This is a genomic window from Pseudomonas sp. P5_A2_2, assembly GCF_054177685.1.
The window spans coordinates 1-10,716 of sequence record NZ_JBGCUL010000089.1; the positions used below are offsets into that span (position 1 = coordinate 1).

Below are 10,716 nucleotides of genomic sequence, written 5' to 3' on the forward strand. Positions count from 1 at the left end.
GTAATGGCCTCATCGCGAGCAAGCTCGCTCCCACAGGGGTAATGCGATCCGACAATGGCGGCAGCCGCGTCGCCGCTAAACCTCGACCGGAACCGCCAGCTTCGGGCCACCCAGCGCATGGCTCTTGGAATCAAAAAACCGCAACTCCACACCCGTCCCCTCAAACACCTTCGCGTAATGCCGCTTCTGGTGCTGGATGAATGCCTTGCTGCGCGGATAGATCGAGATCGCCACCACCTGCGGCTTCGCCAGGCGCAAGGCGTGGATGATATGACTGTCCTGCTCCCCCAACGCATGGCCGAAGATGCACAGTGCCTGGCCGTGACCGAGTAGTTGCTCGTAGCAGAACGACAGATAGTCCGAACTGCGGATGGTCTTGAGCTTGTCCGCGCTCGGCCCTTCGTTGACGAACAGCGGCACGTCGTCGAGGGTCTTGATCGTGTTGTTGATGGCGAAACTGCCCAGCAAGGTGCCCTCGGTCGACATCAGCTTGCGCGCCGTGCCGTCCTGGTTGCGCACCAGATGCAGACCGCCGTGCAGGTACAGCAAACGGGTTTTGTCGGTGGCCGTGTCGCTCAGGTCGAAACCGGGTTCTGCGCCCTGGAACAAATCGGTGATCGCCTCGGGCTGCTGTTGCACCGCCCAGTAGTTGAGCAGGTCGTAATTGGTGGTGAACACCGTGCGATAACTGGCCAGTTCCTGATTGATGGTTGCCAGCGTCGAGGGCACCACCAGCCGCCACGGGATATGCACCGCATGCACGGTGTTGATCAGCGCTTCCTTGATCGCGTAGTAGCGATTGCGCGGGGCGGCGGAGCTGACAGCCAGGGCCTTGTTAACCCGGCTGGTGGTTTTCAGTGCACTCAGTACCTGCTCGAAACTGCGGGTCTGCAGCGCATCGAACACGCTCAGCTCGGACGGGCTCAAGGGTTTTTCTTCAACGGTGCGGGCGTTTTCGAACAGCGACTCGTAGCCGAAATCGTCCCACACCGCGCGACTGGCGCCGWTGCCCACCAGCAAACCACTGAACGAAGCGGTGTTGCRCAAGGCGTTCCAGTCTTCAAGTTGGGCATCGACATCCTGGAAATCGGTCATTGCGGTCTTCGTCTCACGGCAAAAGGTCTTTGGGCGGCGACTTTATCACGACCGGGTGCCCGGACCACGGCACGACGCGGGCGAAGAACGCTATGCTGCGATTCTGTCTGAGCCGACTTCGCCGAGTACCCGATGCTGCAAAAAAGCCTGATCCGCCGTCTCGACCTGATCACTCTGCAATTGTTCGTCGCCGTGCATGAAGAGGGCACGCTGACTCGTGCCGCCTCGCGCGAAGCGATTGCCGTTTCGGCGGCGAGCAAGCGCTTGATGGAGCTGGAGGAGGCACTGGGCATCAGCCTGTTCGTGCGCCAGGCCAAGGGCATGTCCCTGACGCCTGCCGGTGAAACCCTGCTGCACCATGCCCGGCAGATGCTGTTCAACGTCGAGAAAATGGGCCTTGAACTGGGCGAGCACAGCCACGGTGTACGCGGTTATGTGCGGATGCTCGCCAACCTGTCGGCGATCATTCAGTTTTTGCCCGAGGACCTGCGGGACTTTTCCGAGCGTCACCCACAGGTCAAGACCGACCTCGAAGAACGCCCCAGCGCCGGGGTGATTCAAGGCGTGCTCGACGGGGTGGCCGACCTCGGGATCTGTTCCATCGACAGTGATATCAAAGGCCTGCACAGCGTGCTGTATCGCCAGGACAAACTGGTGGTGTTGATGCCGCCCCATCATCCGCTGGCGAGCCGTTCGAGCCTGGCATTCGCCGATACGCTGGACAGCGATTACGTTGGCTTGCATGCCGCCAGTTCGATCAACATGCGTACCCATGCCGCGGCCCGGGAGGCCGGCAAGGTGTTGCGGGTGCGCATTCATGTGCCAGGGTTCGATGCCATGTGCCGCATGATCCAGGCCAACATGGGGATTGGCATCCTTCCGCAGCGGGCCTATGAATTGTTTGGCCGGGCACTGGGTTTGCACGCGGTGCCGTTGACGGACGAATGGTCGGACCGGGCGTTGATCCTGGTGGTGCGCGATGAGGCGTTGCTGTCGCCGGTGAGCCGGATGTTGTTTGAGCATTTGCGGGGGGATGTCTGAAAGATCCCGGCTGGTAGCGCTGGCCCCATCGCGGGCAAGCCCGCTCCCACAGTGGGCAATGTGAAGCACAAGTTGTGCGAACACCGAAGATCCCTGTGGGAGCGAGCTTGCTCGCGATGACGGACTACAGGTCACGACAATCTTCCAGAGCGTTCGCATTTCGCGAACGCTCGTTGCCAACTGAAGGTTGGATTCCCGAGCCCCCTGTCCTCTAGCCTTGGCGCATATTCCAAGAACAAGAGGTACCCCGCGATGACTGCCCCCTTGAGTGCGATCAAAGTGATCGAGATCGGCACGCTGATCGCCGCGCCGTTTGCGGCGCGCATGCTGGCCGAGTTCGGCGCCGAGGTGATCAAGATCGAAGCCATGGGCCAGGGCGATCCCTTGCGCAAATGGCGCAAGCTGCACGAAGGCACCTCGCTGTGGTGGTACCTGCAATCGCGCAACAAGAAGTCCCTGGCGCTGAACCTCAAATCCCCCGAAGGCATCGAACTGGTCAAGCAACTGGCAACCAGCGCCGATGTGCTGATCGAAAACCTGCGCCCCGGCGCCCTGGAGAAACTCGGCCTCGGTTGGGACGTATTGCATGCGCTCAACCCCAACCTGACGCTGGTGCGGATTTCCGGTTATGGCCAGACCGGCCCGTACCGCGATCGTCCGGGTTTCGGTGCCATCGGCGAAGCCATGGGCGGTATTCGCTACACCACCGGCACGCCCGGTTCGCCGCCGGCGCGGGTCGGCGTCAGCCTTGGCGATTCCCTGGCGTCGCTGCACGCGGTGATCGGCGCACTGATGTCATTGCTGCGGGTCAAGACCGGGCAGGGCGGCGGGCAAATCGTTGACGTGTCCCTGGCCGAAAGCGTGTTCAACGTCATGGAAAGCCTGGTGCCGGAATACGACATGCTTGGCCATGTGCGTGAGCGCAGCGGTGGCGCCTTGCCGGGCATCGCGCCGTCCAACACCTATCTGACCGCCGACGGCGCCTACGTGGTGATTGCCGGCAATAGCGATCCGATTTACAAGCGCCTGATGCAAACCATCGGCCGCCCGGATCTGGCCGAAGCCCCGGAGTTCGCCCACAACGACGGGCGTGCAGCCAAAAGCAATGTGCTCGACGCCGCCATCACCCACTGGACCAGCAGCCTGCCCATCGACGAGGTACTGGCCGCGCTGGAGGCCGCCGAAGTCCCGGCCGGGCGCATCTATTCGGTGGCCGACATCGTCGCCGATCCGCACTACCAGGCGCGGGACATGCTGCTCAATGCCGAGCTGCCCGGTGGCGCCACGGTGAAGATGCCGGGCATCGTGCCGAAACTCTCCGAAACCCCCGGCGGCGTGAACTGGTCCGGTCCCGGTCTGGGCCAGCACACCGACGGCATCCTCGCGCAACTGGGCCTTACCGTTGCCGACATAGAGCGCCTGAAAGTCGAAGGAGTGGTGCAATGATCACCGATTATTCCGATAGCCTGATCGTGCAGGAAGTGTCCCCGCGCGACGGCTTGCAGATCGAGCCGACCTGGGTTGAAACCGACGACAAGATTGCATTGATCAATCAACTGTCGCAGGCCGGATTCAGCCGTATCGAAGCCGGTTCGTTCGTGTCGCCCAAGGCCATTCCAGCGCTGCGCGATGGTGAACTGGTGTTCAAGGGCATTACCCGACAACCGGGGGTGATCTATGTCGCGTTGATCCCCAACCTCAAGGGCGCGCAACGGGCACTGGCGTGCAGTGCCGATGAACTGAACCTGGTGATGTCCGCCAGCCAGACTCATAACCTGGCGAACATGCGCATGGGTTGTGATGATTCGTTGGCAGCGTTCGGCGAGATCGTGCAGTTCGTTGGTGACAGTCCTGTGCGACTCAACGGCAGCGTCGCCACCACCTTCGGCTGCCCGTTCGAAGGCAAGATCGATGAAGACCGCGTACTGCAAATCGTCGAGGCCTATCAGGAACTCGGCATCCAGGGCATCACCCTGGCCGACACCACGGGCATGGCCAATCCGCGTCAGGTCGACCGGCTGGTGCGCCGGGTGCTGCAACGGGTGTCCCCAGCGGACCTGACCCTGCATTTTCACAACACCCGCGGCCTTGGCCTGTGCAACGTGCTGGCCGCTTACGAGGCCGGTGCCCGACGCTTCGATGCGGCCCTCGGTGGCCTCGGTGGCTGCCCGTTTGCACCGGGAGCATCGGGAAACATCTGCACCGAGGATCTGGTGAACCTGTGCGACGAAGTCGGCATTCACACCGGTATCGATTTGCCGCTGTTGCTGAAATTGTCCCGAGGATTGCCGGCGCTGCTCGGCCACGAAGTACCCGGTCAACTGGCCAAGGCCGGGCGCAATTGCGACCTGCATCCGATCCCCACCTGACACCAATCCCCTGTAGGAGCGAGCCTGCTCGCGATAGCGGTGGGTCAGTCAACATCAATGTTGGATGTGACTCAGCCATCGCGAGCATGCTCGCTCCCACAGTAAAAAAGCACCTCAACCAGACAACAAAAACAATCGGACACCCACGGGAAGTCCGCCTGGAGAACCGCAATGAGCCTTAATGCACTGGAGGCGGGCGCGAGCCCGGCCGTTAGCCACGACACCGAAAAAGCCCTGGTCAGCAAAGTCGCCTGGCGCCTGATGCCGCTGATCATGGTCTGCTACCTGTTCGCTTTTTTCRACCGCATCAACATCAGCTTCGCCAAGTTTCAGCTGCAGACCGACCTGAGCCTGAGCGACACCGCTTACGGCCTGGGTGCCGGGTTGTTTGTGGTCGGCTATGTGATTTTCGAAGTGCCGAGCAACATGATGCTGTACAAGGTCGGCGCACGCCGCTGGATCGCCCGGATCATGATGTCCTGGGGCCTGGCCACGGCGGCCATGGTGTTCGTCAACAGCGAATGGCAGTTCTACGTGCTGCGCTTCGTGATCGGTGCGATGGAGGCGGGTTTCGCCCCGGGCGTGCTGTATTACCTGACCCTGTGGTTCCCGCAGCACTACCGCGGACGCATCACCTCGATGCTGTTCCTGTCGTCGGCGTTCGCCGGCCTGGTGGGCGCGCCGTTCTCCGGGCTGGTGCTGCAACACCTCGACGGTGTGCTGCAAATGCGTGGCTGGCACTGGCTGTTCCTGCTCGGTGGCGTGCCGTGCATCGGGCTCGGTCTGCTGGTGCTGACCCTGCTCAAGGACCGCATCGAAGACGCCCATTGGCTGACGCCTTCGGAGAAGACCCTGCTGGCCAGTCGCATCGCCCAGCATGAGCCGCACAAGAGCGGTGGTTCGCTGCTCGCCGCACTCAGGATTCCGGGTTTCCTGACCTTGGGCCTGATTTATTTCCTGATTCAGGTGGCGTCCTACGGCTTGAACTTCTGGGCGCCGCAACTGATCCGCAGCGCCGGCACCGAAAGCCCGGTGATGATCGGCTTGCTGACGGCCATCCCGTACATCTGCGGTGCCATCAGCATGGTAGTGATCGGACGCCTGTCCGATGCTTCCGGCGAGCGCCGCAAGTTTGTCGCCGGTCTGGTGGCGGTCGGTGCGATCGGGTTCTTCTGTGCGGGGATTTTCGCCAACCACACGACCTTCCTGATTGTCGCACTGGGCCTGCTCGGTGCCGGGATCATCGCCTCCATCCCGAGCTTCTGGACCCTGCCGCCGAAACTGCTGGCCGGTGCCGGCGCGGGCGCTGCCGGCGGGATTGCGGTGATCAACACCCTGGGCCAGTTCGGCGGCATCGTCAGCCCGGTGATGGTCGGCCGGATCAAGGACCTGACCGGCAGCACCACGCCGGCGCTGTATGTCATTGGTGTCTGTGCGCTGATTGCGGTGGCGCTGTTGCTGTGGGGGTTGCCGCAGAAGTTGCGCACTCTGGACAAGTTCTAAACGGTTCGCAGGCTACGCCGGTTCCTGTACGGACCACGCATCCGTGCCGGGGCTGGCGAAGGCTGTGATCAAAGGTCTGAAGTCTGTGGTGACAACGCTGACGCCATCGCGAGCAAGCTCGCTCCCACATTGGTTCTGCGTCGAATAGGTTATTTGCATTCACCACAATCACTGTGGGAGCGAGCTTGCTCGCGATGACTGCCTGACAAGCACCACAGCACTGTCGCCTTACCCCGTAACCAAAGTTTTGCTCGGTGTGGCACCGAATTGAATCAACACCACCCCTGCCATCAACAGCGCCACCCCAAACACCTTCGGCAAGGTGACCTGCCGCTCCACCAACCCAAACCAGCCGTAGTGATCCAGCAATAACGACGCCACCACTTGCCCCGCCAGCGCCAATGCCATGAACCCCGCGGCACCCAGCTTGGGTAGCAGCACCAACACCAGGGAAATAAAACAAACCCCAAAAGCACCACCGGCCCACATCCAGAGCGGCGCCTTGCTGATGAACGCCAGTGACGGCAACGGCAAGCGCATCGCAATGATGATCGGCAACAACACCACAACGCTCACCAGCAACGAGGCGAGCGTCGCCCACAACGGATGGCCCAACCCGCGCCCGAGATTGACGTTGATGGCGCTCTGAAACGGCACCACCGCCCCGGCGATCATCGCCAGCCCTATCAGACCGGCCCAATGCAACGTACTCATGTTCATGCTCCAACAGGTTTTGCTGGACTCTAGGGTATTCATCGCGCAGATTTAAATTCCGTTTTGTTATCCAGAACATGCAGCAAATGAATGATCTTCGACGCATCGACCTCAACTTGCTGGTGATCCTCGACGCCCTGCTCAGCGAGCAACACGTGACTCGGGCAGCCGAGCGTCTGCACTTGAGCCAGCCAGCAGTCAGCCATGCGCTGGCGCGTTTGCGTGACCTGCTTGGCGATCCGCTGCTGGTGCGCGCCGGGGCCGGCCTTGTACCGACACCGCGAGCGCTGGAACTGGTGGCCCCGCTGGCCGAAGCCCTGGCCCAGGTGCAAGCGCTGCTGGCGCCGAACGCCTTCGATCCCGCGACCACCCGGCGGACCTTCCGCCTGGCGATGTCCGACTATGGCGCCGCCATTGTCTTGCCGAGACTGATCCGAACCTTGCGCCGTGAAGCGCCAGGCATTGACCTGCAAGTCAGCCATGGCAGCCGCGAAAGCATGCTCGAAGGGGTGCTCAACGGTGACATTGATGTCGCCGCCGGTGTATTCCCGGAAATGCCCAACGAATTGCGCAGCACAGCGCTGTTCGAAGAGCACTACGCCTGCCTTGTGGACCGCAACAGCCTGCCCGCCGATGGTGTCCTCGACTTGCCCACCTATCTGGCTCGGCCCCATGTACTGTTGGAAATGCGCGGCAGCGGTACCCCGGAGATCGAGCGTGCGCTGACCGCCTTGCGGGAGCGTCGGCGTGTCGCCATCAGCCTGCCGCATTGGCGCGTGGCCCCACAGCTCATCAGCGGCACCGACCTGATCCTCACCGTCGCGTCGCGCGGATTGCGCGATATCGATGAGTCCTCATTGGTTGTCGTGCCTCCACCGTTTCACATTCCATCGTTCACCTTTGTACTGGCCTGGCACAAGCGTCGAGGCGGGGATCAGGCGTTGAACTGGCTGAATGAGCGGATCGTGCAGGGGACCCACCGTTGAAGAATTTCTGTCGCGATCAGGCAGTCGACAGCTGAAGACCTGATATAGACTGGCCACCATTCACCAAGCAGTTCAAAAGGACTCCCCATGACCCCATCGTTGCTAATGGCCGTGCTTGCCTCGGGTTTTATCTACGGCATCACCCCGGGGCCGGGTGTGCTGGCGGTGTTCGGCATTGGCGCGGCCCATGGGCGACGGGCCGGGGCAGGGTTTCTGTGCGGGCATTTGCTTGGCGATGTGATCTGGTGCAGCACGGCGCTGATCGCGATTGTCGGTGCGCGGGAGATCGGCAGTACCGCGTTCGACGTGCTCGGTGTGCTCAGCGGCCTGTACCTGTTCTGGCTCGGCTGGCGTGCGGTGCGCGCCCGGCGCAGCAGCGCTGATGCGCCACAGGGCCCGGCGCGGCAACCGTTCTGGCACGGCATTCTGTTCGGTTTGACCAATCCGAAGGCCTATCCGGTGGCGGTGGCGACGTTCACGGCCCTGTTGTCGAGCCGCGCGGAACTGCTCAACTGGTCAATGTTGCCGGCGCTGATCGCCCTGAGTTTCGTCGGCGGGTTGCTCGCCTAYGCTATTCTCATTGGCGTTGTCGGTGCTCGGCGAGTGCGCAGCTTGTACCAGCGTCATGAACTGGCAATCACCCGGTTGTGCGGGGTGATGTTCATCGGTTTCGCCATTAACGCGCTGGTCCATGCGTTGCCGGGGCTGATGCCGAACAAGGCTTGAATATGATCACAAGGATGCAAGGCCGACAGGGCAGGGATGATTGATAAGCGCTGCATTATCGGGACACCCACGCTGAACCATGGAAAACCGAAATTCCGCGCCACTGGCAAGCTATATCGATCTGTTGCTGGACGCCGTCTGTGCGGTGGATAAACAGGGCCGCTTCGTCTTTGTCAGTGCGGCGTGCGAGCGTATTTTCGGCTACAGCGCCGATGAGATGATCGGAGAGACGATGATCGATATGGTGCACCCGGCCGATCGCCAGCGCACCCTCGACGCCGCGCGGGAAATCATGGGTGGCGAACCCAAGCTCAACTTCGAAAACCGCTACCTGCGCAAGGACGGCAGCGTGGTGCACATCCTCTGGTCTGCACGTTGGTCCGAGGACGATCAGTTGCGCATCGCGGTGGCCCGCGACATCACCGAACGCAAGCAGGCCGAATCCCGCCAGGCCGCGCTGTATGCGATTTCCGAAGCAGCCCATGCGGCAGAGGATCTGCTGGCGTTGTTCAAACGCATCCACATGATCATCGGCGAATGGCTGCCGGCACTGAATTTTTCCGTGGCGCTGTACGACGAGCACTGCGCACAGCTGAACTTCCCTTATCACGTCGATGACCACGAGCCACAGCCCGAGCAGCCTGGAACCATGACCGGGCGCCTGTGCACCGAAGTGATCCGTACGGGGCAGCCGATCCTGCTGACCCCGGACCAGTGCCCACCGCCTGCCGGCTTCGAAGCGCTGGTGACCGGGCAGAACGCACCGTGTTGGCTGGGTGTGCCGCTGAACTCGCAAAAAGGCACCATCGGTGCGTTGATCGTCAAGAGCATTCCGGGCGGCGAGCGCTACACCGAGCAAGACAAGGAACTGCTGCAATACGTCTGCGCCCAGGTCGCGACCGCCATCGAGCGCAAACAACTGCATGCCCGCCTGCAATACATGGCCCAGTACGACCAGCTGACCCAGTTACCCAACCGTGAACTGCTGCGCGACCGGCTCAAGGCATCACTGCAAGTGGCCCGGGAGGACCGCGGGCGCATGGCGCTGTTGTACATCGACCTCGACCGCTTCAAGCACGTCAACGACACCCATGGCCACGCGGTCGGCGACATGCTGCTGCAAGCGGTGGCCAACCGGCTCAAGGGTTGCGTGCGGGAAACCGACACCGTGGCCCGCATCGGCGGCGATGAATTCGTGGTGTTGCTGCACAGCATTCGCGCTGCGGACGATACCGACATCGTGGTCGAGAAAATCCGTCAGGTCCTGGTCCAGCCCCTGCGCCTGGACGGGCACAGCGTGAACATCCAGCCAAGTATCGGCGTCGCCCGATACCCCGATCACGGCACCGAAGAGAAGCAATTGTTCCGGCATGCCGACGAGGCAATGTACTGCGCCAAACGCGAGCATCACCTGCGACTGGTCTGAAAACCGGGCACCGTTCGTCGTGGTATCCATGCAATTTTCTAAACCTTTTGGGACGCGCAACTTCAGATTCTATGGGGGTTACAGCTCGCCGCGATCATCACCAGGAGGAAGAGAATCATGCCTGATTCAAGAAACTCGAACTCGGGAAACTTCGCCAACGATCGAACGAAGGCCTCTGAAGCCGGTCGCAAGGGTGGGAAAACCACCACCACGACCGTCGATAAAGACCCGGCGAAACCCGACATGAGCCGCAAGGGCGGTCAGAAAACCCGCTAAAGGATGCAGGTGGTTTTGATTGAGAGGCGGGGGCGAACGCTCCCGTTTGAATTTGAAAAGGAGGGCGCGACCATGAACCGGATGGCCACCCGATTATGTAATGCCAGTTTTGCCACGCTGCTGGGCCTGATTGCCAGCAGCGCCTTTGCCCAGTCGCCCGCCGAATTCATCGACGAGGCCTCGGCAAAAGGTATCGCCGATATCGAAGCGAGCCGCGTGGCGCACCAGAAATCCGAGTCCAAAGAGGTCAAGGACTACACCATCGTTGTCATCAACGACCGCACCACTGCGAACCAGCACCTGGCGAAAATCGCCAAGAAACTCGACTTACCGGTCGCTCCACGCGAAGAGGTTGTCGAAAAGGCCAAAGCCCTGATGCCACAAGTCATGGATGGGGTGACCTTCGACGAGGCCTATGCAGCCAGTCAGGTGAAGACCACCCAGGAAGCCATCGATCAATTGCAGCAGGAAGCACAGACMACCGACCTGCCGGAAATCAAGGCGTTCGCCGAAGAGACCCTGCCAAAACTGCAAAATCATCTGCAAATGGCCAAGGCGTTGCAGGCTAAAAGTTGAGCAT

The 10,716-nt window shown here is 61.5% G+C and carries 11 protein-coding genes; 9 read left to right on the forward strand and 2 right to left on the reverse strand.

Annotated elements, in window-relative coordinates:
• Positions 1 to 75: 75 nt before the first annotated feature.
• Positions 76 to 1,095 carry a DUF4917 family protein gene (locus ACXRVY_RS09195; protein WP_458237279.1) on the reverse strand — a complete coding sequence of 340 codons (1,020 nt, stop codon included), beginning with the start codon at positions 1,093 to 1,095 and terminating at the stop codon, positions 76 to 78.
• 132 nt (positions 1,096 to 1,227) lie between these two features.
• Between ACXRVY_RS09195 and ACXRVY_RS09200 the strand changes: the two genes are divergently transcribed.
• The 4 genes from ACXRVY_RS09200 (at position 1,228) to ACXRVY_RS09215 (ending at position 6,008) form a co-directional block, all read left to right on the forward strand.
• Entirely contained in the window at positions 1,228 to 2,136 is a 909-nt protein-coding gene (locus ACXRVY_RS09200; RefSeq protein ID WP_223462964.1) for a LysR family transcriptional regulator, read from the forward strand.
• A gap of 252 nt (positions 2,137 to 2,388) precedes the next feature.
• Positions 2,389 to 3,582, forward strand: coding sequence for a CaiB/BaiF CoA transferase family protein (locus ACXRVY_RS09205; RefSeq protein WP_223462965.1), 1,194 nt, complete (start codon positions 2,389 to 2,391; stop codon positions 3,580 to 3,582).
• Positions 3,579 to 4,505: a hydroxymethylglutaryl-CoA lyase gene (locus ACXRVY_RS09210; RefSeq protein WP_223462966.1), complete on the forward strand. Its 927-nt coding sequence runs from the start codon at positions 3,579 to 3,581 to the stop codon at positions 4,503 to 4,505. The genes ACXRVY_RS09205 and ACXRVY_RS09210 overlap by 4 nt, the downstream gene beginning before the upstream one ends.
• A gap of 171 nt (positions 4,506 to 4,676) precedes the next feature.
• Positions 4,677 to 6,008, forward strand: a complete 1,332-nt coding sequence (locus tag ACXRVY_RS09215; protein WP_458237280.1) for an MFS transporter — start codon at positions 4,677 to 4,679, stop codon at positions 6,006 to 6,008.
• 228 nt (positions 6,009 to 6,236) lie between these two features.
• Here the strand turns inward: ACXRVY_RS09215 and ACXRVY_RS09220 are convergent, their stop codons facing one another.
• Complete coding sequence (locus ACXRVY_RS09220) at positions 6,237 to 6,722, reverse strand: DMT family transporter (RefSeq protein ID WP_223462968.1); 486 nt, start codon at positions 6,720 to 6,722, stop codon at positions 6,237 to 6,239.
• 77 nt (positions 6,723 to 6,799) lie between these two features.
• On the opposite strand from ACXRVY_RS09220, the gene ACXRVY_RS09225 reads away from it, so the two are divergent.
• From ACXRVY_RS09225 to ACXRVY_RS09245, 5 genes are all read left to right on the forward strand, one after another.
• Positions 6,800 to 7,708 carry a LysR substrate-binding domain-containing protein gene (locus ACXRVY_RS09225; RefSeq protein WP_223462969.1) on the forward strand — a complete coding sequence of 303 codons (909 nt, stop codon included), beginning with the start codon at positions 6,800 to 6,802 and terminating at the stop codon, positions 7,706 to 7,708.
• 87 nt (positions 7,709 to 7,795) lie between these two features.
• The gene (locus ACXRVY_RS09230; RefSeq protein ID WP_108227804.1) at positions 7,796 to 8,434 is read left to right on the forward strand and encodes a LysE family translocator; all 639 of its coding nucleotides are present in this window, start codon (positions 7,796 to 7,798) and stop codon (positions 8,432 to 8,434) included.
• A 79-nt stretch (positions 8,435 to 8,513) separates the two neighbouring features.
• Positions 8,514 to 9,860 carry a sensor domain-containing protein gene (locus tag ACXRVY_RS09235; RefSeq protein ID WP_223462970.1) on the forward strand — a complete coding sequence of 449 codons (1,347 nt, stop codon included), beginning with the start codon at positions 8,514 to 8,516 and terminating at the stop codon, positions 9,858 to 9,860.
• Positions 9,861 to 9,977: 117 nt separating this feature from the next.
• Positions 9,978 to 10,136 carry a KGG domain-containing protein gene (locus ACXRVY_RS09240; RefSeq protein ID WP_223462971.1) on the forward strand — a complete coding sequence of 53 codons (159 nt, stop codon included), beginning with the start codon at positions 9,978 to 9,980 and terminating at the stop codon, positions 10,134 to 10,136.
• A gap of 72 nt (positions 10,137 to 10,208) precedes the next feature.
• Positions 10,209 to 10,712 carry a DUF4142 domain-containing protein gene (locus tag ACXRVY_RS09245; RefSeq protein WP_223462972.1) on the forward strand — a complete coding sequence of 168 codons (504 nt, stop codon included), beginning with the start codon at positions 10,209 to 10,211 and terminating at the stop codon, positions 10,710 to 10,712.
• Positions 10,713 to 10,716: the final 4 nt, after the last annotated feature.

Coding starts and splice junctions, on each gene's coding strand:
- ACXRVY_RS09205 (WP_223462965.1), top strand. CDS start 2,389: ATGACTGCCCCCTTGAGTGCGATCAAAGTGATCGAGATCGGCACGCTG.
- ACXRVY_RS09225 (WP_223462969.1), top strand. CDS start 6,800: ATGCAGCAAATGAATGATCTTCGACGCATCGACCTCAACTTGCTGGTG.
- ACXRVY_RS09235 (WP_223462970.1), top strand. CDS start 8,514: ATGGAAAACCGAAATTCCGCGCCACTGGCAAGCTATATCGATCTGTTG.
- ACXRVY_RS09240 (WP_223462971.1), top strand. CDS start 9,978: ATGCCTGATTCAAGAAACTCGAACTCGGGAAACTTCGCCAACGATCGA.
- ACXRVY_RS09210 (WP_223462966.1), top strand. CDS start 3,579: ATGATCACCGATTATTCCGATAGCCTGATCGTGCAGGAAGTGTCCCCG.
- ACXRVY_RS09200 (WP_223462964.1), top strand. CDS start 1,228: ATGCTGCAAAAAAGCCTGATCCGCCGTCTCGACCTGATCACTCTGCAA.
- ACXRVY_RS09220 (WP_223462968.1), bottom strand. CDS start 6,722: ATGAGTACGTTGCATTGGGCCGGTCTGATAGGGCTGGCGATGATCGCC.